Origin of the sequence: Saccharolobus shibatae B12 (assembly GCF_019175345.1) — an archaeon.
Taxonomy (GTDB): domain Archaea; phylum Thermoproteota; class Thermoprotei_A; order Sulfolobales; family Sulfolobaceae; genus Saccharolobus; species Saccharolobus shibatae.
Genome location: NZ_CP077717.1, coordinates 1,227,222 through 1,252,823 on the forward strand (window position 1 = coordinate 1,227,222; position 25,602 = coordinate 1,252,823).

Annotated in this window: 31 protein-coding genes and 7 pseudogenes; 21 read left to right on the forward strand and 17 right to left on the reverse strand. The window is 36.7% G+C overall.

Going from position 1 to position 25,602, the window contains the following annotated elements; translation table 11 throughout:
- The first annotated feature begins 76 nt into the window (after positions 1-76).
- Positions 77-283 (forward strand): hypothetical protein, encoded by a 207-nt coding sequence (locus J5U23_RS06810; RefSeq protein ID WP_218267335.1) that lies wholly within the window; start codon positions 77-79, stop codon positions 281-283.
- A 261-nt stretch (positions 284-544) separates the two neighbouring features.
- Here J5U23_RS06810 and J5U23_RS06815 read toward each other — a convergent pair whose 3' ends face one another.
- Positions 545-739, reverse strand: a complete 195-nt coding sequence (locus tag J5U23_RS06815; protein ID WP_218267336.1) for a hypothetical protein — start codon at positions 737-739, stop codon at positions 545-547.
- A 212-nt stretch (positions 740-951) separates the two neighbouring features.
- Here J5U23_RS06815 and J5U23_RS06820 point away from each other — a divergent pair, with 212 nt between their 5' ends.
- Entirely contained in the window at positions 952-1,650 is a 699-nt protein-coding gene (locus J5U23_RS06820; RefSeq protein ID WP_218267337.1) for a TIGR00266 family protein, read from the forward strand.
- A gap of 302 nt (positions 1,651-1,952) precedes the next feature.
- Positions 1,953-2,211: pseudogene (locus J5U23_RS15715) on the forward strand (hypothetical protein).
- 62 nt (positions 2,212-2,273) lie between these two features.
- On the opposite strand, the gene J5U23_RS06830 reads toward J5U23_RS15715, so the two are convergent.
- Positions 2,274-3,224, reverse strand: coding sequence for an IS110 family RNA-guided transposase (locus tag J5U23_RS06830; RefSeq protein ID WP_218267339.1), 951 nt, complete (start codon positions 3,222-3,224; stop codon positions 2,274-2,276).
- A gap of 514 nt (positions 3,225-3,738) precedes the next feature.
- On the opposite strand from J5U23_RS06830, the gene J5U23_RS06835 reads away from it, so the two are divergent.
- From J5U23_RS06835 to J5U23_RS06855, 5 genes are all read left to right on the forward strand, one after another.
- Positions 3,739-3,972, forward strand: a complete 234-nt coding sequence (locus J5U23_RS06835; RefSeq protein WP_218260056.1) for an AbrB/MazE/SpoVT family DNA-binding domain-containing protein — start codon at positions 3,739-3,741, stop codon at positions 3,970-3,972.
- Positions 3,959-4,351: a PIN domain-containing protein gene (locus J5U23_RS06840; protein WP_218261487.1), complete on the forward strand. Its 393-nt coding sequence runs from the start codon at positions 3,959-3,961 to the stop codon at positions 4,349-4,351. Before J5U23_RS06835 ends, J5U23_RS06840 begins: the two co-directional genes overlap by 14 nt.
- A gap of 549 nt (positions 4,352-4,900) precedes the next feature.
- Positions 4,901-5,422: a hypothetical protein gene (locus J5U23_RS06845; protein WP_218260058.1), complete on the forward strand. Its 522-nt coding sequence runs from the start codon at positions 4,901-4,903 to the stop codon at positions 5,420-5,422.
- Positions 5,423-5,744: 322 nt separating this feature from the next.
- Positions 5,745-6,173, forward strand: coding sequence for a HEPN domain-containing protein (locus J5U23_RS06850; RefSeq protein ID WP_218267340.1), 429 nt, complete (start codon positions 5,745-5,747; stop codon positions 6,171-6,173).
- Positions 6,136-6,576 (forward strand): nucleotidyltransferase domain-containing protein, encoded by a 441-nt coding sequence (locus J5U23_RS06855; RefSeq protein WP_218260060.1) that lies wholly within the window; start codon positions 6,136-6,138, stop codon positions 6,574-6,576. Before J5U23_RS06850 ends, J5U23_RS06855 begins: the two co-directional genes overlap by 38 nt.
- 116 nt (positions 6,577-6,692) lie before the next feature.
- On the opposite strand, the pseudogene J5U23_RS06860 reads toward J5U23_RS06855, so the two are convergent.
- A pseudogene (locus J5U23_RS06860) lies at positions 6,693-6,776 on the reverse strand (transposase); the annotation flags it as partial.
- A 214-nt stretch (positions 6,777-6,990) separates the two neighbouring features.
- A complete protein-coding gene (locus J5U23_RS06865) occupies positions 6,991-7,176 on the reverse strand; it encodes a hypothetical protein (RefSeq protein ID WP_244988865.1) in 186 nt (61 codons plus the stop codon).
- 184 nt (positions 7,177-7,360) lie between these two features.
- Between J5U23_RS06865 and J5U23_RS06870 the strand changes: the two genes are divergently transcribed.
- The 3 genes from J5U23_RS06870 to J5U23_RS06880 all read left to right on the forward strand — a co-directional run bounded on the left by J5U23_RS06870 (position 7,361) and on the right by J5U23_RS06880 (position 8,305).
- Positions 7,361-7,591, forward strand: a complete 231-nt coding sequence (locus J5U23_RS06870) for a CopG family transcriptional regulator (RefSeq protein WP_218267341.1) — start codon at positions 7,361-7,363, stop codon at positions 7,589-7,591.
- Positions 7,588-7,977, forward strand: a complete 390-nt coding sequence (locus tag J5U23_RS06875) for a type II toxin-antitoxin system VapC family toxin (RefSeq protein ID WP_218267342.1) — start codon at positions 7,588-7,590, stop codon at positions 7,975-7,977. Before J5U23_RS06870 ends, J5U23_RS06875 begins: the two co-directional genes overlap by 4 nt.
- 91 nt (positions 7,978-8,068) lie before the next feature.
- Complete coding sequence (locus tag J5U23_RS06880) at positions 8,069-8,305, forward strand: AbrB/MazE/SpoVT family DNA-binding domain-containing protein (RefSeq protein ID WP_218260062.1); 237 nt, start codon at positions 8,069-8,071, stop codon at positions 8,303-8,305.
- Positions 8,306-8,769: 464 nt separating this feature from the next.
- Here the strand turns inward: J5U23_RS06880 and J5U23_RS06885 are convergent, their stop codons facing one another.
- The 5 genes from J5U23_RS06885 to rfbC all read right to left on the reverse strand — a co-directional run bounded on the left by J5U23_RS06885 (position 8,770) and on the right by rfbC (position 13,134).
- Positions 8,770-9,078 carry a hypothetical protein gene (locus J5U23_RS06885; protein WP_218261493.1) on the reverse strand — a complete coding sequence of 103 codons (309 nt, stop codon included), beginning with the start codon at positions 9,076-9,078 and terminating at the stop codon, positions 8,770-8,772.
- A gap of 288 nt (positions 9,079-9,366) precedes the next feature.
- Positions 9,367-10,332 (reverse strand): dTDP-glucose 4,6-dehydratase, encoded by a 966-nt coding sequence (locus tag J5U23_RS06890; RefSeq protein WP_218261494.1) that lies wholly within the window; start codon positions 10,330-10,332, stop codon positions 9,367-9,369.
- The gene (locus J5U23_RS06895) at positions 10,329-11,363 is read right to left on the reverse strand and encodes a glucose-1-phosphate thymidylyltransferase (protein ID WP_218261495.1); all 1,035 of its coding nucleotides are present in this window, start codon (positions 11,361-11,363) and stop codon (positions 10,329-10,331) included. The genes J5U23_RS06890 and J5U23_RS06895 overlap by 4 nt, the downstream gene beginning before the upstream one ends.
- Positions 11,364-12,188 carry an SDR family oxidoreductase gene (locus J5U23_RS06900; RefSeq protein ID WP_218267343.1) on the reverse strand — a complete coding sequence of 275 codons (825 nt, stop codon included), beginning with the start codon at positions 12,186-12,188 and terminating at the stop codon, positions 11,364-11,366.
- 412 nt (positions 12,189-12,600) lie between these two features.
- On the reverse strand, positions 12,601-13,134 hold the full coding sequence (gene rfbC / locus J5U23_RS06905) for a dTDP-4-dehydrorhamnose 3,5-epimerase (RefSeq protein ID WP_218260066.1): 534 nt from the start codon (positions 13,132-13,134) through the stop codon (positions 12,601-12,603).
- Positions 13,135-13,363: 229 nt separating this feature from the next.
- Between rfbC and J5U23_RS15720 the strand changes: the two genes are divergently transcribed.
- Positions 13,364-13,510 carry a division/cell wall cluster transcriptional repressor MraZ gene (locus tag J5U23_RS15720; RefSeq protein WP_244988866.1) on the forward strand — a complete coding sequence of 49 codons (147 nt, stop codon included), beginning with the start codon at positions 13,364-13,366 and terminating at the stop codon, positions 13,508-13,510.
- Here J5U23_RS15720 and J5U23_RS06915 read toward each other — a convergent pair.
- The 3 genes and pseudogenes from J5U23_RS06915 to J5U23_RS06925 all read right to left on the reverse strand — a co-directional run.
- Positions 13,486-13,680, reverse strand: a pseudogene (locus J5U23_RS06915) (IS110 family transposase); the annotation flags it as partial. The gene J5U23_RS15720 and the pseudogene J5U23_RS06915 sit on opposite strands and share 25 nt — an antisense overlap.
- Positions 13,681-14,032: 352 nt before the next feature.
- The gene (locus J5U23_RS06920; protein ID WP_218267344.1) at positions 14,033-14,440 is read right to left on the reverse strand and encodes a type II toxin-antitoxin system VapC family toxin; all 408 of its coding nucleotides are present in this window, start codon (positions 14,438-14,440) and stop codon (positions 14,033-14,035) included.
- Positions 14,418-14,663, reverse strand: a complete 246-nt coding sequence (locus tag J5U23_RS06925) for an AbrB/MazE/SpoVT family DNA-binding domain-containing protein (RefSeq protein WP_218267345.1) — start codon at positions 14,661-14,663, stop codon at positions 14,418-14,420. Before J5U23_RS06925 ends, J5U23_RS06920 begins: the two co-directional genes overlap by 23 nt.
- Positions 14,664-15,166: 503 nt before the next feature.
- On the opposite strand from J5U23_RS06925, the gene J5U23_RS06930 reads away from it, so the two are divergent.
- On the forward strand, positions 15,167-15,394 hold the full coding sequence (locus J5U23_RS06930; protein ID WP_218260067.1) for an AbrB/MazE/SpoVT family DNA-binding domain-containing protein: 228 nt from the start codon (positions 15,167-15,169) through the stop codon (positions 15,392-15,394).
- On the forward strand, positions 15,354-15,788 hold the full coding sequence (locus J5U23_RS06935; protein WP_218260068.1) for a PIN domain-containing protein: 435 nt from the start codon (positions 15,354-15,356) through the stop codon (positions 15,786-15,788). The genes J5U23_RS06930 and J5U23_RS06935 overlap by 41 nt, the downstream gene beginning before the upstream one ends.
- 50 nt (positions 15,789-15,838) lie before the next feature.
- Here J5U23_RS06935 and J5U23_RS06940 read toward each other — a convergent pair.
- A pseudogene (locus J5U23_RS06940) lies at positions 15,839-16,102 on the reverse strand (ISNCY family transposase); the annotation flags it as partial.
- A gap of 632 nt (positions 16,103-16,734) precedes the next feature.
- Here J5U23_RS06940 and J5U23_RS06945 point away from each other — a divergent pair.
- The 3 genes from J5U23_RS06945 to J5U23_RS06955 all read left to right on the forward strand — a co-directional run bounded on the left by J5U23_RS06945 (position 16,735) and on the right by J5U23_RS06955 (position 19,701).
- Positions 16,735-17,265: a type II toxin-antitoxin system VapC family toxin gene (locus tag J5U23_RS06945; protein WP_218267346.1), complete on the forward strand. Its 531-nt coding sequence runs from the start codon at positions 16,735-16,737 to the stop codon at positions 17,263-17,265.
- A gap of 9 nt (positions 17,266-17,274) precedes the next feature.
- Complete coding sequence (locus J5U23_RS06950; protein ID WP_218267347.1) at positions 17,275-18,552, forward strand: RNA-guided endonuclease InsQ/TnpB family protein; 1,278 nt, start codon at positions 17,275-17,277, stop codon at positions 18,550-18,552.
- Positions 18,553-18,645: 93 nt separating this feature from the next.
- Positions 18,646-19,701 carry an ISH3 family transposase gene (locus tag J5U23_RS06955; protein ID WP_218267348.1) on the forward strand — a complete coding sequence of 352 codons (1,056 nt, stop codon included), beginning with the start codon at positions 18,646-18,648 and terminating at the stop codon, positions 19,699-19,701.
- Between the two features lie 61 nt (positions 19,702-19,762).
- Here the strand turns inward: J5U23_RS06955 and J5U23_RS06960 are convergent, their stop codons facing one another.
- Positions 19,763-20,035, reverse strand: coding sequence for a hypothetical protein (locus J5U23_RS06960; RefSeq protein WP_218260072.1), 273 nt, complete (start codon positions 20,033-20,035; stop codon positions 19,763-19,765).
- 62 nt (positions 20,036-20,097) lie between these two features.
- Here J5U23_RS06960 and J5U23_RS06965 point away from each other — a divergent pair.
- Positions 20,098-20,378, forward strand: a pseudogene (locus J5U23_RS06965) (hypothetical protein).
- Between the two features lie 33 nt (positions 20,379-20,411).
- Here the strand turns inward: J5U23_RS06965 and J5U23_RS06970 are convergent.
- Both J5U23_RS06970 and J5U23_RS06975 read right to left on the reverse strand, forming a co-directional pair.
- A complete protein-coding gene (locus J5U23_RS06970; RefSeq protein WP_218267349.1) occupies positions 20,412-20,678 on the reverse strand; it encodes a hypothetical protein in 267 nt (88 codons plus the stop codon).
- A gap of 191 nt (positions 20,679-20,869) precedes the next feature.
- Positions 20,870-21,817: an IS110 family RNA-guided transposase gene (locus J5U23_RS06975; RefSeq protein WP_218267350.1), complete on the reverse strand. Its 948-nt coding sequence runs from the start codon at positions 21,815-21,817 to the stop codon at positions 20,870-20,872.
- A gap of 460 nt (positions 21,818-22,277) precedes the next feature.
- Between J5U23_RS06975 and J5U23_RS06980 the strand changes: the two genes are divergently transcribed.
- The 3 genes and pseudogenes from J5U23_RS06980 to J5U23_RS06990 all read left to right on the forward strand — a co-directional run bounded on the left by J5U23_RS06980 (position 22,278) and on the right by J5U23_RS06990 (position 24,289).
- Positions 22,278-23,540, forward strand: coding sequence for an ATP-binding protein (locus tag J5U23_RS06980; RefSeq protein WP_218267351.1), 1,263 nt, complete (start codon positions 22,278-22,280; stop codon positions 23,538-23,540).
- A gap of 140 nt (positions 23,541-23,680) precedes the next feature.
- A pseudogene (locus tag J5U23_RS06985) lies at positions 23,681-23,784 on the forward strand (IS1 family transposase); the annotation flags it as partial.
- Positions 23,785-24,043: 259 nt separating this feature from the next.
- Positions 24,044-24,289 carry an AbrB/MazE/SpoVT family DNA-binding domain-containing protein gene (locus J5U23_RS06990; protein WP_218267508.1) on the forward strand — a complete coding sequence of 82 codons (246 nt, stop codon included), beginning with the start codon at positions 24,044-24,046 and terminating at the stop codon, positions 24,287-24,289.
- A gap of 315 nt (positions 24,290-24,604) precedes the next feature.
- Here J5U23_RS06990 and J5U23_RS06995 read toward each other — a convergent pair.
- A pseudogene (locus J5U23_RS06995) lies at positions 24,605-25,513 on the reverse strand (IS5/IS1182 family transposase).
- Positions 25,514-25,602 lie beyond the last annotated feature (89 nt).

Below are 25,602 nucleotides of genomic sequence, written 5' to 3' on the forward strand. Positions count from 1 at the left end.
CATTTCATGTCTAATATAAATATAGGGCCATAAGATTTAAAAATTAGAAATACTACTTATACATTAGTGATGTTGTATGAGCTTAACACTTAAGCAAAAGGAAGACCTTCAAAATGTTAAGAAGAAGCTAGAGGATATCTTCGACCCTCCAATATATGAGATACCGATAGAGAAACTACCGGAGGATTTAAGGTACTGTCTTGAATACCCTAACGAATGGAAATATGTACAAAAAATAGGTTCATTCTTTAAAAGAATAGTTTATCTTGTGATAAAAAGTTAAATGGAATTTTCATCTCTTTTCTACATATAAGTTGATTAATCTTTCATACTGCGGAATTCAGACAGATGATTTTATTCATTTGAAATTTACTTAAAATCTTTTCCTTTAAACTCTCTGTGTAACAATAAAATTTTTACATTGGGTTAAACTTACAATACTATCACTTTATTAATAGACAAGTCTTATGATGAATTGAAACTAAATTTATACTTTATATGATTTATACTGCACTAACAAAATTGTTGTCCTATATAGTACCGTTTATCCATATACTTTCATTTCACTCTTTTTATCTTCAATCATGATTGAGTGTAGGGACTTAGCCCTCAACCAACTACCCAGCTTCACGGTAGGTGGGTCATGGGACTCCTTAGAGCCCAACGGCACGGGACTCACGTCTGTGTACTTCTCACCCTCATCCTTTTGGGCATAGCCCAAATCGGCATCAAGGATCATCTTTATCGCAAAATTCTAACATGATCAAATACAAAAAGGTTTCTGTTAACGTGAAAAAGGATTCAGCCCGTCACAGAGAAGCGAAGGCTTGTCGTTCGTTTTGTTAAGCATAACATAATCAAGAGTGGTGTGTACTTGATTACCGTACCCAGAAGAGCTAGAAAGTCCATTTAAGCATCAAGATTTATATATTATGGCTATAAAGAGAGACCATGCCTCAGTATGAAATTCTTGGAAAAGATTTACAGTACTTAAAAGTAATGTTAGGTGAAGGAGAAGCAATTTACGCTGATGCAGGGCATATGGTTGCAAAACAAAGTTCAGTGACAATGAAGACTACAATGAGGGGTGGATTTTTCGGTGCTTTAAAAAGGGAAATAACAGGCGGATCATTTTTTGTAACTGAATTTTTAGGTCCAGGGGAAGCATACTTATCCGGCGTCTTTCCTGGCCCAATAGTTCAAATACAACTACAAGGCAATGGAATTCTAGCAGAATCCCATTCTTTCTTATGTGCAGAAAACAGTGTGAATTACGATGCTACTTTAAATAAGCTAAGTGTAGGATGGTTAGGTGGAGAAGGTATATTTTTAGCGAGGTTTAGGGGTTATGGTAACGTATTCTTGCATGCTTACGGAGGTTTAATTGAGAAATACCTTAATCCTGGAGAGAAGTTGCAAGTTGAGGCGTCACATTTAATGGCATTTGAGGAAGGTATGAGATATGGTATTCAACCCGTAGGAGGAATAAAGTCATTGTTGTTCTCTGGAGAGGGTCTATTCTTTGTAAATGTTGAAGGGCCCGGAAAAATATGGCTACATACATTGACTGTTGAACAATTAGTAGCCTCATTAAGACCGTATTTACCTCAAGGTCAGCAGGGTGGTCCAGGCTTTAGTATTAGGATATAATTCCCATTAATTTTATTCTTTTTGTGTTAAAATGCTACTAACTCTATCTATTATAATGGAGTCTCTATATAATGGAACTATTCTCTTTCCTATCAAGTGTAGTCATAATGTTTATAAAGAGAAATTAGCACTGTCAAGGTGAATTAGGGAAGGTTGAGGAACTTGGAAGTACTTTAAGAGGATTGATAAGATATTAACTTACAAAAAATGGGGTTAAGGGGGCGGAAAGCCTCGCCTCTCTGAGGCGGGGATGGATAGCCCCCTTATAAAGTTTAAATACCTCTTTGGTGGAATTTTTCTTAGTGGCGTTAATGATCCTCCTCTCCAGCTCGATCGAGGGTTTAATGAGACTGAGGGAGGAGCAACTATCATCTCCATTTTCTATTTCACGGGATCCAGACAGTGTGGATGATGGATCCCCAATTTCCAAATGGGAGTGGATCTCTGATCCACTCGACTGCCCACCAAATGAGAGATGTAAACCCGAATCAATGGTGGGAACGATGAGCCACTCTGGATGGGAACCCTCGTCCCTTCCAGGGCGGGGAGCTTCCGGTATAAAAACCTTTCCATCAAAAATCAAGCACAGTCCACACTACTTATGAAAAACAAGACTCTCCTTATCACTCGTCAGCCTCAAAGGGCTTATTATAGTACAGTACAGCCCAAGTAATAACAGCAAGCTTCCTTGCACAAGCAATAATCAACTCCTTACCCTTCAACCTACCCTTGTGCTCCTCATAAAAACGCTTGATAACAGGGTTAACCCTAATAGCAGTTAAAGCTGCAAGGTAAAAAGCCCTCCTCAAAACAGCATCACCTTTCTTAGAAATACCCCTTGAAACAACACCCTTCCCACTAGACTCAACAACCGGATCAAGACCACAATAAGCAACAAACCTCTTCTTATCAGAAAAGCGCCTAACATCACCAACCCTAGCCAAAATAATACAACCCAGCGTCCTACCAATACCCGGAATAGTGAAAATCAAACTATCCTTGGGAACAAAATTCTCAAGCTCTTCCTCAATCTCCCTCTTCCTACCCTCAAGCCTCTCCAGTTCGCCTAAAAGAAACCTAACCTCAGACAACACTGCATTATCCTCCCCTCTCAATACCTCATTCAAGTTCTCCCTGGACAAACTATCCCTATATCCTAGAAGTACTAAATCCCTCCTCAACCTGTTCTTAACCCTAACAATACTCCTTGTCACAAAATCCCATTGGCTTGTTAACTCCCTAGCCTCACTCGTTATAAACTCACTACCCATATTAACAACTAATTCCGCAAGCTTTTTAGCATCATTCTTATCACTCTTCTTACCCCTAAAATCCTTAAACTTCTTGAGCACCAAGGGGTTAATAATCCTAACATCATACTCATTACCCAAATACTTAACCAAGTTAATGTGGTAAACTCCAGTACTTTCAATACCTATCTTGCAACCCTTAGGCAAGATTTGCTTTACTCCCTCAAACCCTTGCTTATTATTAGGAAACTCGTAAAACTTACCTTGGAAATACACTACTAATTTATCTTTTGATACATCTATTCCTGCAACTGGGGCCTCCATATATACTCACCCTTATGTTTTATTCGGGCTTCAAGCCCAACTTCCGGTACGAATTTGGAGGCGGGCCAAGCTCCCCGTCGAGCTCTAAGCCCAAGGAAGTCAACGGCCTCAACCCCAGTCAGATCTGTATTACGCAGATCTGACTAATATGTTTTATATAAGCAAGTCAGAAGTTTATGATGTCTTTGACTAGTTTAGTGCAGAACTCAAAACAGTAAATTTTGACGAAAGGGACTATTTCCAGTAAGGGCTTTCTTTAGGACTTTAAAGGATTATCTTTATTCAATAAACTTTTGCTCCCCTGGAATTCTAATAAATTTTGGATAACCATTTAACTCTTAACCTTCTTCGGTTCATGGCTTTTTTACGCTCAACTATTTTTGATAAATAAGAATGGATAATGATAAATTTTAAATATTTCAAATTTTTATCCTAGTTTTTATGCCTTCATAGAACTTAACCTCTTTCAGTCCTAGTCATAAAATTTATATATTACTAATTCTTCATTTCTACTATGAAAAGGAACGTGTCGAAAGTTACTAGGAATTATCAATTAACTATACCTCTTGAGATTAGGGAGTTTCTCGGTATAAAAGAAGGTGAATATGTTGAGTTTGAGATTGATGATGGGAAGGTTGTAATTAAACCCCTTAGAAAGAAGTGGAGTACTGTGAAACTGCGTAAACAAGTAAGTGTTGAAGAAATTGAAGAAATCGCTAACAGTGCATTTGAAAATGATAGTAGTTGATACTAACGTTTTAGTTTACGCTACATTCGAGGACTCTAAATATCATAAGGAAAGTGTTAATATTATACAAAGGGAAGACGTGATAATTCCACAAATAGTCGTTTATGAGTATCTAAAAGTGTTAAGTGAGCTGGTTCCGGATTTGAACTTTGTAAAAACAAAGACTGAGGAATTAACAGAGTTTAATATAGTGTGTGAGGATATGAATATAATATTACAAGCTATTAATCTTATTAAAAATACAAAACTCTCTCTAAAAAACATTAATGATTTTATAATTCTCTCTTTCTCTCTCTATACAAAGAGTTCCTTAGCAACATTCGATGTAAAACTGAGGAAATTAGCTGAAAAGAATGGTGTCAATGTTCTTCCAAGCTGACTTCATTATATAAAACATATTTTAGCTAGGTCTGAGCATAGATATCGGGCTGGGGTATGCGGATCGTTGACTTCCTTTAGTGTAAAGCTAAGACGGTAGCTTGGGCCGCCTACAAACCTGCAGTTGGCTTGAAGCCCGAATAAAACATAAGGGTATACATGGAGGCTTCGGTTTCAAGAACAGATGTATCAAAGGACAAACTGGTCTTGTGCTTTCAAGATTTATGAGTTTCCTAATTACAAGCAAGATTTTGAGGAGGTAAAGAGGCACTACATCCTATGCCTTTAACAGATCTAAGTTTGCAACAGTGGGAAGAAAAAGGTTATAGGATTACGTCAATGTATATTGATCCAGAGATCCCTTTTTTTAGGTTGAAAAGGCGGGAAAAAAGGGAAATATATCTAGAGGAAACAATTAGTTTTCTAAAAGAAACCATAATTATAGTTAAGTGGTAATATCTCATACGTAAGGACAGGATAGTTCAGTAATACAAGTAATACTTAATATCTGCTAAAATGATTTTTAAAGTACAAACTCAATATTATAAATATGCCAATTATAGTTAGGAAGGTTCATAAAAAGGCTGATGGTAGCACTATTTGGATAAGAGTAGGAGAATCACCCCCAGTAATAAAAGATGGAAATGTAATTGATGGTGGGTTTTTTATAAGAATCGGTGACGATAAAAGTGATAAAATAATTAGATTATCTGACCAAGAGGCTTTAGATATAGCATATAGGATAATAGAGGCTTATAGGAGGCATGTTAGGATTTTCACTAAACTGGACGAGCTTTCATATGAACAATATAAGAGAAGTAAGGAAGTTGTAAAAGATGAAGAAGATGAAGAAGAAATTGAAAAGATAGAAGAAAAAAGGAATTTAACTCCAGATAAAATTGAGGCTGAATTGATAGATTATTTAACAGCGGCGGGAGGAGAAACAACATTAGATAAGGTTAGAGAAGATTTAGGAGAAGAATACGCTGCATACTTAAGAACGATGAAAAATAAGGGAATAATAATTGAGGGAACCAGAGTTAAATTAGGTAAAAACTTTAAAAATACTTAGATGATGAGAGTGTCTTCTCATAAAATTAGCTTATTTTCGAAAAGTATGTAATATATAAGATATTGATTATTGAATAAACATTTATATATAAGATTGTAAAAATTTTATATAGTTGATAGAAATCAATAATCTCTATCTCGTAGTGTTGTCATTAGTATATAAATTTATTAATAAAAGGTAAATCTCTACAAACAATGGATGTAAAAATAACGTTTTGTATACCTTCTTCTAATATAGAAATATAAATATCTCAATGACGACATCAAGGACATACTTACGCACTTGGGCATAACTTTTAATCTTAATTCGTAAATTAAATTAGATGATACCGAGAAAGTACAGGGAGTTCGCTAAGGCCTATTTCACAATTGCTGTGAGGGACATCCAGAGGGCTAAACAAGCTCTTTCGTTGAAAGATTACCCAGAGTGTTTCTTTTATTCGCAACAATCGGTAGAGAAGAGTGTTAAAGCTATGCTTGAGGTTAAGCTGGTGTTTAAAAAAGAACACGATTTAGTGGCTGATGCCTCTAATTATTTACAAGAATTAGGGAAAGATTTGGATACAGTTCTCGACGCGTTGGACTATTTATCGGGTGGTTGGAGTATATCTAGGTATCCCGTAATCAACGGACAAGACATAAAAACACCGGAAGAAATAATCACTGAGGAGATGTGTAAACAAGGGATAGAGTACTCAGAGAAGGTGTTGAAAATTGCTGAATCTTTCCTTAGAAAATATGGAATTATTTAAGTTAGCAAGAGAGAAGTTAATACGAGATGATGTTTTAGCAATAATATTCTTCGGTAGTAGGGTAATAGGTAAGTACAGAAAAGATTCCGACGTTGATGTAATAATCGTAGTTAAAAAAGGCGGTAATAAGGACTTTTCTAAGGAGAGACTTTCATTCCTTAAGGAGACGAGTGTAAGGCTAGACACAACAGTTTTTGACGAGGAGGAGTTCAAGGAGAACTTAACTTTAGGCACAGTAATGATGGGTGTTAGCATAGCATATTGTATAGTCTTTGATAAGATGGGGGCTAAGGAACTATTGGAGAAATACTGTGATGAAATTAAGCCTTATAACGTCGTGTTAATCCTGCCTTATGGTAAATTTACAGTTGGTAGGACTATAAGGAAGTGCATAATGGAATAATATAGTCTTTTTCATAATAGGCTCTATATGCTCCGTCTCTAACAAACCTAAGTTTTGCAATCGTGGGAGTTGCAAAGGGGGACTAGAAGGGATTACCAAATAGCAGTTATTCTGCTTTAACGTAACTTAAAAATTCTCATCAAACCTATAGCACCTCCTAAATGAATTTTAACGAACCGGAGAAACTCCTCCACCTTTCTGCTCAATCCCTTCATCTTCAATATTCCAACTAAGGAATTGAAAGACTTAATGAAATCACTCTATCAATGCTCAGCTTCTTCTCGGACTTCACAGCTTTCAATCAACCAAATGCAAAATTAAAAACTTCATCGGTAGTACTGAAAACCTTGTATCACCGAGGGAAATTAGAACAAGTACTATTAAGAAGTTTGATGCTAGGTTTTTGATGAGTGTTTACCCATGGCGTAACTCACGCTTACTTTTAATTACTTCTAATTCCACGGGCACCCTTCTTAAGGGATCATACACAGTCACCCTTAACTCATTGGGGCTAGTCGAGGGAAACACCATTATCCTCCCATCCACACTTATCACTCCTAAAACCTCGTGAGCAAAGCCCATCATCAGTAGGGAGTTCATCAATATATGGTATTGAGGTAATACTACATGAACATAATCATAATATAAAGATGATATTGAGAAATGATTAAAAAAGTAATTAAAAGCTATGCAAAAATGCTACAGTCTTGGACTTATATTGGCCTAAGTTTATAGTAAGTATACATACCGTAAACTTTTTACTAATAAAGATATAGTTTAAATTATGGGAAAGACCGTAGTAATTTCCGTTCGAATTCCAGAGGAGTTAGAAAGGGAATTAAAAAAGTATGGTATAAATGAAGTTGAAGTAATTAGAAAGGCTTTAATAAATGAAGTTAAGAAGGCTAAGGCTAAGGAATTAGAGGAAAGAATAAATGAAGTTGCGGATATATTAAAGAAAATACCGTTTGAGGATGTAGTAAAGAGCATTAGAGAAGATAGGGAAAGTAGATGAGTTACGTATTTGACTCCTCATCAATTTATAAAGCATTTTCATTTAATAAATTAAATATTCTAGGAGGAAACTATACTGTAATTCTATCGAAATTCGAGTTAGGAAATGTTATATGGAAAGAGGTCACAATATTTAAAAGGATTACTGAAGGTGAGGGTGAGAAATTATATCAGTTTTTACTTAAAGTCCTTGAAACTATGAATTTAGAAGACGTAAAATATGATGAAGTTGAAAAGATTGCTATTAAGAATAGAATCTCGTTCTACGATGCATCTTACGTTTGGCTTGCAAGAAATTTAAGTTTACCGTTAATCACTGAAGATGAGAAACTAAGGAAAAAAGCTAATGGATTTGTAAGTGTAATGTCTTTGGAAGAAATTAAATGAATAGTACGTTATAGTCCTCTTAAGTTAAACTTTCCTTATGGTTAACTCTATGGTAAGTTAAATTTTAGTAATCGTTAAACGAATATGCTTTATGGAGGTAAAAGTTCACAAGAAAGGGATTATAGTTATCCCAGTTGAGGTTAGAAGGAGGCTTAATATTAAAGAGGGTTCTGTTATAGAGTTAGAGGTTGAGGGCGATAAGATTATTTTAAAACGTAAAATGACCCTCTTGGACGCATATGGTATAGATAAAGAGATGGGGAATTCAGCTGTAAAGGAGTTGGAAAAGCTGAGGAAAGAAGAAGTTGAGAAAGAAAATTCTGTTTGATACCTGTTTTTCCACATGTATTTTTCTGGACTTAATGACGAGACGTTGTCCGACTTGAGTAAAATTGAAAAATTATCATAATTATAATATTTCATATTATACTATTCTTCATTATATTCAACTATAAAGAATAATATAATATATATTAATGAGATATTATACAGATAATTGTACAATTTTGCAATAAAACTTACCATAACAACAAGTAAACACGTAAACAAACCTTGCTAATTAACGAGTACCTTCGTCCTAATCCTCGTTGAGAGACTGTCCCAAGTGCAAATAATTGAATAAATCTATGTACAAGTTTATGGAGAATTATTCAAAAGAAAAGATGAACAACTGATAAATTTTATATACAAATGATAAAATTAATAATCAATGCAATATCACTTGAGATATACTAGAGCTTAACATAATTCAATTATATAGTATTGATATTAGTACTAAAAAAAATCTAAACCTCATGGCTTAGATATACGAAGTGATTTATTGGATTCTATAGGCCATATCTTTAATTTTTCCATTTTCTCATCTCCAGTGTAACCACAAACACCAGCTCTTGGAGAGTTAGGAATGAATCCAGCATCATCATCAGCGTGATCATGTTTCATTAAACATTCTCTACAATAAACTGCATCTGTTAATTCACCCATTTCACCTAAACATTCGTAACAAATGTATTCTGCTGGGTTATCACAGTTAACACACTTATAATTAGGCTTATTGTCTCTTCCTAAGACGTATATATGATCATCATCCTTTAATTTCACGTTATCGACTACTGTTAATATAAGTTCTGTACTACTGCCGAAGTCGTATATATAATTAAATTTTAAACCCTTTGATAAAACAGTCGAAAGTTTCTTTTTAGCTGATAATAAACGTGGCCCAAAGTCAAATTCCCTACTCGCTCTTACACAGCATACATTTTCCGTGATACCATATTAATCATTATATAAAGTCTCTTTAAAATATTTTAACAAGTTCTGAACACCTTATCCTTTTCTTTTTTATTCGATATTTTGAGTTGTACTTCTAAAAAATTACACTAGACTTTCCTATGTATTTACGCCTCCCTTACTCCAAGGCTCATCCTCAACGAAAAACCTATCCTTTATCAGTGGCTTCCACCACCACCTATTATTCAAATACCACTCAACAGTTTTCCTCAGCCCCTCCCTTAAAGGAGTAACCTCATATCTAAGCCCGGTAGTCATACAATACCTCCTATCATGTCCCGGCCTATCATTAACAAACCTAACTTCAACCTCTCTCCCCATTACCTCACCTATCATCTTAACCACATCTAGTACACTATATCTCTGCCCTCCCGGAATATTGTAAACTTCTCCACTCCATTCAGCCTTTTCTATTAAATCTGCAATTATCCTACCAGTGTCTTCAACGAATATCCAATCCCTCTCAGCCTTACCGTCACCGTAAATAGGAACGTGAAGACCTAACAAAGTCCTAATTATAGCTTTAGGAATAAACTTTTCTGGAAATTGTCTGGGTCCATAATTATTTGAAGGCCTAATAATTATTGCCTCTACTTTATAAGTCCTAACGTAAGCCCTTACGAATAAATCTGCAGAAGCCTTAGATGCACTGTAAGGTGAAGAGGGATTAAGAGGAGAGTTCTCATTACCACATTCTTCACCGTAAACTTCGTCAGTAGAAATGTGAATGTATTTGAAGTTATAATGGCGTGATGCATCTAAAACGTTCACAGTCCCCAAAATGTTAGTAGTCAAGAAATCCTGGGGCTTATAAATTGAACGGTCAACATGAGTTTCAGCAGCGAAATTTACTACTACTTCTGGCCTATACTTAGCTATTGCTTCATGAAGCTTTTCATCCCTAATGTCACCTTTAACGAATTCGTGATCCGTATCCTTCAAATTCTCTAACCTACCGGCGTAAGTAAGCAAGTCGTAAACTAATGGCCTAATTCCCCTCTTATTTAACTCCCTTACAAACGCAGAACCTATAAAACCCGCCCCTCCTAATACCATTACCCTCATATTATCACCGTAGAATTCTCACCTACTATCAACTTCTGCCACTTATTACCTTTTTCCACTCTCGAATTATTCCCTATGAGGGAGTCCATAAGGGAAACCCCTTTAACCGTAACGTTATCTAACAGAACACTGTTCTCTATTTCACTATTTTCTATAATGCAATTATCCCCTATTGACGTGAAGGGGCCAATATAAGAATTGACCACTTTACTTCCAACCCCTATATAAACTGGCCCCCTAATTATCGAGTTAATTATGGAAGCTCCCCTTTCAATAACAACTCTACCGTCAATTGTAGAATCCTTCACTTCTCCTTCAATCCTCCTAACAGTGTGTTTATCTAAGAGGAAGTAATTAGCTTCTAGTATGTCCTTAGGGGTTCCCGTATCCTTCCACCAGCCGTCAACTATTTGATATTCTACCTCTCTCCCCTTGTCTATAAGGCCTTGTATTGCATCAGTTATTTCTAACTCGCCCCTCCAAGACGGCTTTAGGTTCTCTATCACCTCAAAGATCTCCCTTGTAAAACCGTAAACTCCTACAAGTGCCAAGTCTGAAATCCTCTCCTTAGGCTTCTCTATTAACTTAACCACTTTCTCGTCCTTTATAATTGCAACCCCGAACCTCTGGGGGTTATCCACTTTTGCTAAAAGGATCGATGCTGAGCCGTGAAAATTAGAGAACTTCGATAAATCGTAAGGTACTATGTTGTCCCCTAAGTAAACTATAAAACGATCTGAGACTAAATCTTTAACTCGGTAAATAGCATCCGCTAATCCCCTAGCCTTGCCTTGATAAACATAACGTATACTTACGTTAAATCGGCTACCATCGCCGTAATATTCCACAACTCTCGTAGGGTTGTTATCGCCGAGGATCGTTATTACATCTTTAATTCCTGCATCCCTTATCTGTTCTAAAACCCATTGTGAAACGGGCTTTCCTGCAACCTTAATCAACTGTTTAGGGCCAGTGTGCGTCAAAGGCCTTAACCTAGTCCCCTGCCCACCATGTAATATAACCGCTTCCATTCATATCACCATGTATTTTAAATTCTCTTCTATAGAATAAAAGTCTGTTGAAAGGAGTTTTTTAGATTTTGAAATGTCTAAAGAGGAATCGAATGGTCTTTTAGCTATCCAACCCTTAACCTCATCAACTTCCCTAACCTCGCTGGGTAAGTTAAACATCTCCTTAATCTTAATGGCTAATTCGAAACGCGAAATCCTCTCACCTGCTATGTGAATTATACCGGTTTTTCTGAAGCCTATTAGTTCCGCTACTGTTTCAGCTAACTTTCTTGCAGAGATGGGAGAGTAATAACCCTTAAAAGCATTAACCTCTTTGCCCTCCCTTAACGTTTTGTAAACGTATAAGGGAAAGCCCTTATGTCTAAAGACTCCAGAAGTTCTAATTACTAAGCTATCGTCGTAAGAGAGTGCGTAAGTTTCCCCTAATAACTTTGTTAGGCCGTAATAATTAACGGGGTTAGGTAAGTCTTCCTCCTTATAAAGCCCTTTCTGACCGTCAAAGACGTAATCAGTGCTTATGTGAATTAGATAAGCCTCAATAACGCGAGAAGCCCTAACTATGTGTTTAACGGCCTCAGCGTTAACCCTGTAAGCCCTTTCCCTTTCCACATCGCATTTGTCTACATCAGTCATTGAGGCAGTGTTTATTATAACGTCTGGCCTCTTCTTTATTATAAAGTCTTCTAGTTGGGAGAAGTTCTCAAGATCTAGCCTATAACCTCCCTGTACTTCTCTAGTATTAAAGGTCTTTATTAACTCTCCCTTTAAAACTGAAGAAAGCTCTAAGCCTAACTGCCCAGAAGCACCCGTTATTAATATCCGCATCAATATAGATAATGATAGCAAAAATAAATTTTTATTTTTTAGAGCATTGTAAACGTAATCTCATGGCTAAGTTATGAATTCACTCACCTTATATGCTTTTAGATCTACGTTAAACAACTATATTTTATATATGCAGTTTCATAATTAGTTAGATAATTGATAGTGTCGTTATTAAGCCATAAATTATGTCACAAAGTAATTCGTTATGGAGTATAATATTATTTATTTATATCCATATAAACTCACTTATTTATTTGTAGCCTGATAACTACACTATGTGATAATTTCACAATTTTAGTACTGAACTGTTGAATTTTCTTCATAGACAAGATTAATCGTAAATCTACTTTTTTTTAAATTAAACGTTAGTTTAAAGTGTCTTTGAGAAAAATTGAAGCATTAGCGAAGCAATTTATTCAAAAACCTCAGCCTTATCTAATGGCGGACATTTCGCGTCTTTATCACTCAATATTGCCTCGTCCTTATTCCACTCCTTAATAAAGGAGTAATTAATACACCTCTCATGCTGGGGGGAATACTCGTTATGTGTAATGAAGTAAAGGACTATCGAATCCTCGAGTGCTTGAAAGCCGTGTGCAAAACCTGGAGGGATCCACAACATGAAATGGTTTTCCTTACTGAGCTCTGCATAGACGTATTTTCCCAAATTCGGGGAACTCTTCCTAACGTCAATAGCGACATCGATTATTTTACCCTCCAAAACCGTAATTATCTTACCTTGTTCCTTAGGCGGTAGTTGATAATGGAGACCCCTAATTACTCCGCGTTTAGAATATGAAACGTTAGCTTGAAGGGGAATAGGAATTCCTGCTTTCTTAAATTCTGATCCCTTGAATATCTCTTTAAAGTAACCTCTATTATCTGGAAATACTTTAGGTTTTATTAACAGAATCCCTAAGCCTAATTCCTCAAAATCGAAAGGCATTGGTACTATTATTTATGATAAGTTAAAAAGGCTATATTAGTGATCATATATCGGCTGCTTTGTGGGTTTCTTCAATTTTTATTCGAGTTAACGTGGAACTTACTTTCAAATCAACACGTGATTTTTAGAATTTAAGAAAACTTAACGAGCTTAACATCTAGGAAAATCGAACCAGTCCACAAGTACGTTAAAAGTAAATTTATATTTATGAGTTATTGAATGGGTAGATGTGGGCAAGGAGTTTATATTAAAAATTGATGATAGAGGTAGAATCACTATACCTAAAGAAGTGAGAGAACTAATTAAAAGTAAGAGTAAAATTGCTGAAAATGTTAAAAAATATAGTATAAAGAACTTTGCTAGGTTAATGTGGTAAATTCCAGTAATCTCAATACCTATCTTACAACCCTTAGGCAAGATCTTCCTTATCTCCTCAAACCCTCACCTATCATTAGGAAACTGGTAGAGTTTGTCTTGAAAATACACTACTAGTTTATCCTTTAACACATCTATTCCCGCGACTGGGGCCTCCGTGTGTACCCTTATTCGGGCTTTTTGCCCAACTTCCGGTTTGGAGGAGTCCAAGCTCCCCGACGGGCTTTACGCTCAAGGACGTCAACGGCCTACATCCCAGTCAGATCTGTATTATACTTAGTTAGACTTTAAAGGTTAAGGCCAGCATAAGTCAACTCATAAGTTATGAGTTCAAACTTGATCATTATCCAATTTTACCTTTCCCTTTATAACTTGAGCGAGTATACTCAGATCTGAGTAATATGTTTTATATAAGACGTCGGATATCTTAATAGTTTTGATATGCTAAATCATGAGATCTGCCACATTTTCTTAACATTACGTGATATTCGCTAGTTAAAATTATAGTAATTATTCTGACCAGTTAATCTAAAGGAATTGTTATCGTTTCAACCTCTTTAGTCTTTTCTATGTCTTCATCAGTAGTAATAGCTTTTCCTTTAACTTCCTTTGCCGTAGCTATTAGAAATGCATCAGCTAGAGATAAAGATAAATAGGAATATTTGCTCTTTAATAGTGTGGCACTTTCAGTTATTCTTTCATTAGGAGATATTATTTTGATTGGAGAATTTCTAATGTATCTATGTCTAGCTATTCCAATATCTTTTCCCTTCTTTGAAATATAAATGTAGAGAAATTCAGCTAAATTTACTTCACTCATATAAATTATTGCATTACCCCTATACATTTCTTCAAAATACTTTTTAACTTCTTTTCTTCCGGCGAATAATAAGGATAGAGGTCCTGCATCAAAAACGTATTTCTCTTTCAACTTCTTTCCTCCTTTCCTTAATTATCTCCTTAGCAATTTCCACAGCTTCATCTCCGTCTACGCCAAAAAGATCTAAAAGAGTTGCAGGCTTCTCTATGCTTATCTTATCTCCATTAACAACTAATTCTATTATATCTCCCTCTTTTATTCCAAGTTTTTCCCTAATTTCTTTAGGAATAACTATTATTCCTTTCTTATAAACCTTTACTCTACGTCTTTCCATGGGTAAATATTATATTATGAATGAATATAAATGTTTAACTTTACATAAGCTAATAGTTTAACCAAAACGCAATTTCGTTAAGGGCTATCATTATGATGTGAGAGTGTATTGAGTGCAAATAATTCAAAAACTAAATATAATAAATACTGTACAAAGTACTAAAACTCGTAAATCATGGGTCTTTCACGTCTTCTTTGCGAATTGTAATTTTCTCTTGGAATTATAATAATTCTATAAAGGAATAATTGTTTATATGTCATCATCTTCATTAAGTCCATGGTATAAGTCCTTGGTCGGGCGATTCACGTCTCCTTTGCGAATTCAGTTTATGTATTGAAATGGAATGAATTTAATTGAACACTCTCCTATGGACTGGTAAGGATTCACGCTTAACAATTTCCTTTTTTAATCTATTTTTGCTATAATTACAATTCACAATGGAAACCTGAATCGTCCAAAGTATAATAGAAAGTCTTATTATTCTGATTAATCAGACAAATATTATGGAGAGGGTAATAAGGATAGGTAAAAGAAATGCAATTTACATTCCTAAAGAGATTGCCAATAGACTTAACTTAAAAGAAGGTGATAGATTAGTTATAGTTGTAGAGGATGATAAGATTGAGCTAATACCGGTTAGGAAACCTTCAAAGTATTGGGCTGAAACAAGCCCAGAGGAGGTAGAGGAAATTGGAGAAAAGATTAGCAAATCTCTCGGAATTAATAGTTGATACTAGTTTTTTATTACCTTTAGTAGGGATAAAAGTAAAAGGTATAAAGGATGAATTGCTGGAAGGAAAGGCAATATACTATCCTAGCCTAATGCTAACAGAACTTCTAGCAGTAATATTTAAGGAGGCTAAGAAGTTAAAATTAGGCAAAGTACCGGAAGAGGCTATGAAAGGGTTAATTTATGTTTTAAGTAACGTTAAACTAATTCCTATTGAAGAACTTGAAATCGAGATGATATATGAAATCCTAAATAAAGGCTGGAGCGATATTTTTGATGCGACATTATACACTGCGTATGAAAGTACTAAAATTCCACTAATTACGATGGATAAATCCTTTTATAATTTCTTGAAAGAAAAAGGAATAGACGTTAAAGGGATCATATTGCTTTAATGCAAAGATAAATAGGCCATTAAGGGTTATAACTGACTTCCTTTAGCATTTTACGTATTTTTCATTCTCTTGAACAGTTTCTTAATCCCACCCAAAGACTGATAAATACTTTTTATCAACCTTGCTATCCTCTTAGCCCCGAGGTTCAAACCCGTGAAATACTTGAACAAAAGAACAACCAACAAGGAAAAGGCCTTCAACACTATAAAACCCTTGTTCCTAAGCCAAGTTAGGAAGGAGCTCTTCTCCAAACCCAAGGCTTTAAGCTCCCTAATCAAGACCTCAACGTCCCAACGATTCTCCCAAGTCAGTATGGGAATCTCTTTTCTCGCGTAAAAATGAGATGAACGAAATACAAAAAAAGTCTAGTAGACGCTAATTTTTTGTAGAAAAGTTTGTATAAGCGAGGGCGGACCTAAACATATGAAATGCAATAACAGACCAAAACTGGCGAAGCCCAATAGAGACTTAACCAGTTCTACCCTCAAAATAATCTACTCAATCCCCCCATAATACTTTTCCCCAAAGAACTCCTCAAGGCTTAAGGCTAGGGGGAACCTACTTGAGCAGATTGGGAAATGAAGGAAGGAGAGCAATAGGAGAGTTGGGAAGATGAAGGAGACAAGAGCGTTCAAGCATTGCCCTCATGCCATTAGCATACACTCTCAAAGCCTCCTCTCTCACCTCTCTAACTAATTCAGTAAGTTAATCAGCCAATGCATTAACTGCTTCCTCAGTAACCTCCTCAGAGCCTTGAACTGGGTCACCTTTCTTTTAATAGTCGTCTTCAAATACTTCTCGGCCAGTTTGGCTCTTTATCCCCTTTAGATAACGCTAAAATTGCCGAACCCTTAACCAATAAGTGGGACCCAGGGATTATGGCAAAAAAGGAGGGAAAAGCGTGTTAAGCTAAAGTTATATACTGAGAAACTGAGAAGACTTAATAATGATTATTCTCGATACGTCCTTCCTCTACTCATTACTGAATAAAAGAGACACTAATCATGTCATCGCTGAAAAACTTTTCGACGAGATCGTTAACCAGAATAAATTCGGAAAACCTGTCATCTTCGAGTACGTGTTAGATGAGTTTTTAACGATTATAGGGAACAAACATCCTTTTGCCTACGTAAAGCGTGTTGTAGATTTTATTTCGCTGAATATTGAACAAGGTATTTTTCTACTCATCACATTAGATGGGAGAGATGCACTCTATGATACAATTAAGTTATTTAAGAAGTTAAACGAGGACAAAACATGTTTTTTAAGTTTTACTGACTGTGCTATTATATTTTCTATGCTAAAGAACAGAATCTCTTATTTAGCTTCCTTTGATTCCGACTTTAATAAAGTTTTAGACAAAATTGAAGAAGGGGTTTATAAAGATAAGGGGTTTAAAGGGGACGAAAAACCTCACCTTTTAAGGTGGAGATGGATAGTCCCCTTTGTAGTTAAGTTTTTTAACGCGAAATGTTAACTTTTTTCAATGTCCATCGTAACGTTTCGTTTTAGGGCTTACACTGACGAGCAAACCTTGAGGGCGTTAAAAGCCCGGTTGAAGTTAGCATGTGAGATATACAACACGTTACGATGGGCAGACATCTACTTCTACCAAAGAGATGGAAAAGGTCTAACACAAACGGAGTTAAGACAATTAGCCCTAGACTTGAGAAAGCAAGACGAGGAGTACAAACAACTATATTCACAAGTGGTACAAGAAATAGCAAATCGTTTTTATGAAGCAAGACAGAGGTTCTTCCAAGAATTAGCACGTTTTCCTAAGGAAAAGAAAATCCACAAGTGGTATTCTCTTGTCTATCCTCAAAGTGGTTGGAAAATACTATCCGCCAGAGAAATAAGGACTGGAAGTAGAAAGAATAAAAAGAAACTGCTTGTGCTAAGTTTGTCCCACTTAGGCATCTTCAAGGTCATTGTCCATAGGGACTTTCCCTTGGACAAGGTAAAGAGGGTGGTAGTTAAGCTAACGAAGTCTGAAAGAGTATACATATCATTTGTAGTGGAAGACTATGTGTTCCAGCAAGCTCCGAAAACAAGCAAGGTAGTGGCAATAGATGTTGGTGTAGAGAAGCTTCTAACAACTTCACATGGCGAATATTTACCCAACTTCAAGTTCTACGAGAAGGCACTCCGTAAGATTAAGCATTTGCACAAGGAATTGTCTAGGAAGGAGTTCCTTTCCAAGAATTGGTTTAAAGCCAAGGTTAAGTTAGCTAAGGCATATGAACATCTTGCTAATTTGAAGAGGGATTTGTACATGAAGATAGGGAAGTACCTATCGATGAATTACGATGTTGTGGTAATGGAGGATATTAATGTTAAACAACTGGTTGGTAAGTCTCTCAGAAAGCTTAGGATGAGGTTACATGACGTATCGTTCGGTGAGCTAATGGATATAATCAAATATCAGATAGGGAAGTATGGAAAGAAATTGGTGTTAGTTAATCCGTCAAACACGTCAAGGACGTGTGCTAAGTGCGGATATGTGAGGGAAGATCTAACTTTAGCTGGCCGTATCTTTACTTGTCCTAAGTGCGGTTGGATAGCTGACCGTGACTATAATGCTTCTCTAAATATCTTACGTAGGTCGGGGTGGGAGCTGCCCTTAGTGCCTGTGGAGCTTCACCCTCTACCAGTACTCTCGTACTGGCAAGGTGGGGTTGTGAAGCAGGAAGCTTCCTCCTTCACGATAGACCCAAAATCATTTTACAAAAATAATTCCGGTAAGGTACTATTAATTTTATAGAAAATAAATGGAATTTATAACTATATTAAGAGTTCAACAAATTGAAGAAAAGCTTAAGGTGAGGAAGACGGTATTATCACGAGGTGAACCAAGGTGATAACACCTTGTCTTCCCCACCAAAATAACATTCAACAAATAGGATATAAATTACTTTCCATGTTAGACTTCCAAGGGAAAAAGGCAGAGAACGTAGAAAAAACGCTAGTCTCCGCGTGTTTATGGAACGACTCCATAGAAAACAAGTCAAGCGCATACAACGTATCACCACAAACCGTGAGGAATTACGCGGAGGAGCAAGGTGTGGAAGTAGTTGAGAAACTCTTGGAACAAGTGAGGAAAATATCCTTGGAGACGCTAAAGGGAGAGAAGGAAATAGACATTTCAATAGACTGGACCACCAAAACTTGGTACGGGAAACCGGTGGAAGGACTCGGAAGCTCGGAAAAGGGAAACTCATGGAACTACGCCACTGTGACGACTAAACATGATGGGAAAGTACTCCTACTGGCTTTCGTCACACAAGTGAACGGGATGACTAAGGATGATATCGTGAAGGTCCTCGTGGAGCAAGTTGTTGCAATGGGGTTCAAGATAAGGTTAATAGCTCTTGATGCGGGTTTCTACACAGTTAATGTGCTTAACTTCATTTCGCAGTTCAATTATATAATTGGTGTCCCCGTTGGGGACGTGAAGGTCTATGAGGAGTTTGATGGAGAGTACATGACAAATAGTAAGAGGCATAGGAGGGATGAACAGGTTAAGTTTAGGCTGATCGTGTATCGCAGGGAGAAAATCAAGAGGAAGAAGAAGGTTGTTTACTTCGCTAGGGCGACTAATCTTGACCTACCGAAGAAGGAGGTGTTGAGGTTGTACAATAAGGTAAGGAGTCCCATAGAGACCTCTTACAGGAACATCAAGGCTTTCCTTCCCTTCACCAGTTCCACTAAGTTCGTCTTCCGCACGTTGATCTTCGTGCTGGCCATGGTTTTCTACTCCTTGTACACCATATTTAAGGGTGTGGTGAGGAGGGAAGAGTTCAGATTATTGCTTATCCTTTTGTTTCCTGGTGATTTATTCAATCTGGAAAATTTTCTATTTAAACTAATAAATATGCTTATTAATGTAATAGATTTATTTTTAGGGAGGTGATTTTGGGTCTACCGTTCAGGAGGGAGTAGCTCACATATCTGACTAAGGAAATTTTGAAACCCTATTTGTAATTCAGTTCATCAACTTCCTTCTTTACTTCCTCCGGTAGCATTTTATAAACGTTTTTCATTTCCTCCCAATTTAAGAGGTGGTACCATTTAGCCTTCTTAGCCTTTACCAACAAATAGTCTCCATCATTTAATCCAAGCTCCTTAGCCTTCTCCATAGGAATTGTTATCCTATAAGTAATGTATTCTTTCCCGTTTTTCTTGCTCTTAGTTACGGAAACCTTGCCTACGAAAACTACCTCCTTTTCTACTTGTTTACTTTCCATGATTATCACTTTCTGATAAAAAGTTATAAATCTTGTTATGAATAAAACAATCCTGGCAGAAAATGGCTAAATGCGGTATCGAGACACTTAACGCAATATTGGTAGCAGTTTATGACACTACCAACGGTTCGTTATCTGCTCACGTTCCTTTAGAAGCAATATTGAGGAGGTTTCCAGGGCATTTAAGAGGAGATGCAAGGAGATGCATTAAAGAATTAATCAAAAGAGGACTACTGACGTTACACCCTACTAGAGGGTCTACTACTTATCAATTAATTCAGAGAGGGTTAGATGCTCAACTAAACTAATTAAAGGTGAGATTTCGTCAGTAGAAGAATGCTAATTGTATCAATATTCGAGATAGAAAAATTAGAAATTAATAGGAAAAATTTAAGGTTGGGAAAGCTGGTATTACAAAAAATGGGGTTAAGGGGGCGGAAAGCCTCGCCTCTCTGAGGCGGGGATGGATAGCCCCCTTATAAAGTTTAAATACCTCTTTGGTGGAATTTTTCTTAGTGGCGTTAATGATCCTCCTCTCCAGCTCGATCGAGGGTTTAATGAGACTGAGGGAGGAGCAACTATCATCTCCATTTTCTATTTCACGGGATCCAGACAGTGTGAATGATGGATCCCCAATTTCCAAATGGGAGTGGATCTCTGATCCACTCGACTGCCCACCAAATGAGAGATGTAAACCCGAATCAATGGTGGGAACGATGAGCCCTCTGGGAGGGAACCCTCACCCTTCCAGGGCGGGGAGCTTCCGGTATAAAAACCTTTCCATCAAAAATCAAGCACAGTCCACACTACTTATGAAAAACAAGACTCTCCTTATCACTCGTCAGCCTCAAAGGGCTTATTATAGTACAGTACAGCCCAAGTAATAACAGCAAGCTTCCTAGCACAAGCAATAATCAACTCCTTACCCTTCAACCTACCCTTGTGCTCCTCATAAAAACGCTTGATAACAGGGTTAACCCTAATAGCAGTTAAAGCTGCAAGGTAAAAAGCCCTCCTCAAAACAGCATCACCTTTCTTAGAAATACCCCTTGAAACAACACCCTTCCCACTAGACTCAACAACCGGATCAAGACCACAATAAGCAACAAACCTCTTCTTATCAGAAAAGCGCCTAACATCACCAACCCTAGCCAAAATAATACAACCCAGCGTCCTACCAATACCCGGAATAGTGAAAATCAAACTATCCTTGGGAACAAAATTCTCAAGCTCTTCCTCAATCTCCCTCTTCCTACCCTCAAGCCTCTCCAGTTCGCCTAAAAGAAACCTAACCTCAGACAACACTGCATTATCCTCCCCTCTCAATACCTCATTCAAGTTCTCCCTGGACAAACTATCCCTATATCCTAGAAGTACTAAATCCCTCCTCAACCTGTTCTTAACCCTAACAATACTCCTTGTCACAAAATCCCATTGGCTTGTTAACTCCCTAGCCTCACTCGTTATAAACTCACTACCCATATTAACAACTAGTTCAGCAAGCTTTTTATCATTCTTGTCGCTCTTCTTACCCCTAAAATCCTTAAACTTCTTGAGCACCAAGGGGTTAATAATCCTAACATCATACTCATTACCCAAATACTTAACCAAGTTAATGTGGTAAACTCCAGTACTTTCAATACCTATCTTGCAACCCTTAGGCAAGATTTGCTTTACTCCCTCAAACCCTTGCTTATTATTAGGAAACTCGTAAAACTTACCTTGGAAATACACTACTAATTTATCTTTTGATACATCTATTCCTGCAACTGGGGCCTCCATATATACTCACCCTTATGTTTTATTCGGGCTTCAAGCCCAACTTCCGGTACGAATTTGGAGGCGGGCCAAGCTCCCCGTCGAGCTTTAAGCCCAAGGAAGTCAACGGCCTCAACCCCAGTCAGATCTGTATTACGCAGATCTGACTAATATGTTTTATATAAGCAAGTCAGCAGTGGGAGATGAAACTTAATAACACGAAGCTCTCCCAATCAAGTAAATGTTCATTAATAGCAGTTGTAGGAAAATCGTTACATCTTTACATTAAAAACATATAAGAAAGATCCTCCTACTTACTGAAAAAACTATATGATAAGTAATAAAAATAAGGGAGTAAATTTAAAGTATTTATTATCTCATGAGCGAATATTATAATTTTTTATGGTAAGGAAATTTCCTTAAACTACTGTTCATTTACTATTCTTAGACGTTAAGCCTAATTTTAAATATCATATTTTAGAATATGATATTTATGAATATGGTAGATAGAGAAAGAGAGTTACAAGCCTTGAAGAAAAGGCTTTCATCAAATGATTTAGAGCTTATAATAATTTACGGAAGGAGAAGAATAGGAAAGACTTTCCTTATCCTAAACGCTGTTAATGGTTATGATTTCATATATTATTTAGCTACAGAAAAAAACAATTTAATAAAATTCAAGGAATTGGCGGAAAGTAAATACGAAGAAATAAAATACGTAAAGGAAGATTGGGAGGCAATTTTTCACTATTTGAGAGATAAGATTATCATAATAGATGAGTTTCCGTATATGATAAAAGAGGATGAGAGCGTATTATCAACCTTCCAAAAAATTGTTGATGAGACTCTAAAAGGTAGTAAAACTAAGCTAATTTTACTTGGCTCTTCCGTTTCCATGATGGAAGACGCAATATCCTATAAAAGCCCTCTTTACGGTAGGAGAGCTGCGTCTATCGAATTAAAAGAGCTCAAATTTAAAGATCTGAAAGGGTTTAATTTATCCCTAATTGATGCAATACACGTTTACGGCTTTGCCGGTGGAGTACCTTTTTATCTCACAAAGGTTAAAACTCCTTTCTTAAAGTGGATCAATGCAGAATTAAAAGAAGTTGACTCTTTTATAAAAGATGAGATAGACTTTATGTTAAGATACGAGTTTTCTGAGATTGGTACGTATAAGGAAATATTGCACGCAATTTCTTTTGGCAAAAATACGTTAGGGGAAATAAAGGACTTTGTTAGAGTAAGTGGAGACGTTTCTTCATATTTAAATAAACTTGAGAAAATAGGAATAATAGGAAAGGAGTTCCCCTATAAGATGAAGAAGGGTGCTAGGTATTATATTAAGGATAATTTTACACTGTTCTGGTTCACATTCATTTATCCAAACTTAAGCTTAATAGAGGAAGGAATTTTTGAGATAAAAGAGGACGAGTATAACGTATACTTAGGGAGAATTTTTGAGAAAATAGCTAGAGAGTACGTGAAGGACGTATATAAGGTTAAGATAGAAAGGCTCTGGTTTAAGGATGTGGAAATAGATATATATGGAAATGGAATAGCTGGTGAATGTAAGTGGAGTGAAGGAATAAATGGGGAGAAAGTACTTTACGAATTAAAAAGAAAAGTTGAAGATTTAGGACTAGACGTTAAAAAATACATAATATTTGCAAAAAGCTTTTCAAAAACTAATGAAGAGGCTGAGTTTATAGATCTCAAAAAGCTAGAACAATGGTATAAAGCTTAAAAATGGAAAGATACTATAAAATGTATAATATTCTTAATACTTAGAAAAACTAAAAAATCCAGATATATCAATCTAGAGTATCGTTATAGTGTCGTCATTAAGCTATTTATATTTTTATGACGAGCATTACTTAGGCTAGCTTCAAGAGAGCAACGAAGGCAGTAAATAGGAGCGTTCGCATCATGATGTACTCCATACCCTAGTCTTATGGGAGAGAAAACTAATCCCAGGGTTTGTAGCTTAATAACTACACTATGTCCACACTCTGAGTAATTATAGCCAACTTTATAGTCTATTTCTTAGTAAGTGCGAAGAGAAATAGCTTTTATCTATACAAAATATAACCAGTTAGCCTCTTAACTCACTCATTCCCGACATTCTCCCATTTAATAGCCCTTTTACTCCTTTGCAACTCCTACGGTTGCAAACTTAGGTCTGTTAGAGGCGAGCATGTAGTGCCTATTATGAAAAAGACTATATATTACTATATAAAGTTACTACATATGGAAGAAGTTAAAGTTACGAGAAACTATCAGATAACTATCCCCTCCACGATTAGAGCTAAACTAGATATTCGAATTGGTGACAAACTGTTAGTTTATGTTGAAAATAATAAAATAATTATAGAAAAGAAAAGCGGAAATATCGCATCGTTAAACCTTAGGTTAGGTAGGAAGTTTACCGATGAGGATATTAACAAAATCATAGCCGAGGCCGGAGAGGAAATTGGAAGAAACAGTAGTAGTTGATACCAATTTTGTGATCGCTCTGACTTCCTTATATAAAACATATTAGTCAGATCTGCGTAATACAGATCTGACTGGAGTTGAGGCCGTTGACTTCCTTGAGCTTAGAGCTCGAGAGACTGTCCCAAACGCAAATAATTGAATAAAAATATAGAAAGAGAAATATTGTATTACGAACCATGAGGAATGAAATACAATTTTATCTTTCAGTATAACGTGAGACTAAACTTATACTGTAAGGGGAAATAATCAAATGTAGAGAAAAACAGAATTTTCCACATAATCCACACTACCTCGATCAACTCTCGCGGTACAAAGTTAGTGGGCTAACTGACTCTCGGGAACCCGCGACAGCACTGAGGTGTAGATCGAGGAGTTGTAGATCAACGCAATAACGTAGACGAAAAGCTCCACCATCTCCTTGTCTACTGCATAAGGCCTCCAATACCTTTCCAAGAAAATCCCAAAGAACTCAACGTACCTCCTAAAACTTGGGAAACCAAGTCGATGTTTTCCCCACGAAACCCCTATCAACAACCTTATAACCGCTGTGGAAGAAGCCGACCTTGTTGTCGGGGAAATTGGCAAGTTTCACTTGAATCTCGTGTATTAACATTGTGGGCGACATGAGAGTGAAGACCTTGAAGCCGAAGTAACTCCTATTCCTCTTCTTGGCGAACTCTCCCTTGAACCTTCTCCTAACTTTGCAGTTCATATATTGGTAGAGTAGTTTGCCTCCTTGTACTTCCCCTGCCTTAGGCTCAGTTGGAACTTCTTCCACAAGGTCTCTTTATTCCTCTTCCCGAAGGGGACTTCGATCAGAAAGGAGTCAGCCCTAGAGCTTCCCGACCTTGCCGAACAAGGCACTACTTGGTAAGTAGTCAACAAGTCCGCTCAACTTCCGCTCCAGCTCCTTGGTGAACTCCTTGAAAACTGTACCGATTTTTCCCCAAATTTCTTTGCTCTTCTGTGGATCTCCGACTTAGACTTCCATTCCCCTAGGAACCATCTGACCACCATGTCGGTTCGGTAGTAGCTCCAAACATCTCTGTAGGAACACGTCCACACTACCATGACTATTAAAGCTCTCAATATGAAGAGATCGTCTATACATGACAATACTTGGGACGTGGTCAGCACGTAGTCCATTTTCACAAGAATTTTATGTCTTGATGATAATTCTTCATAGGGAACCGGGCCGTTGTAACATTTAATCCACGGTTCCATGAATATCGGTACTACATCGTCCCGGTTCCCTTTAAGTGTTACTCCACTTTTAACGTGAAGTGAAAATTCAAAATTTCTCAGTTGTTTAT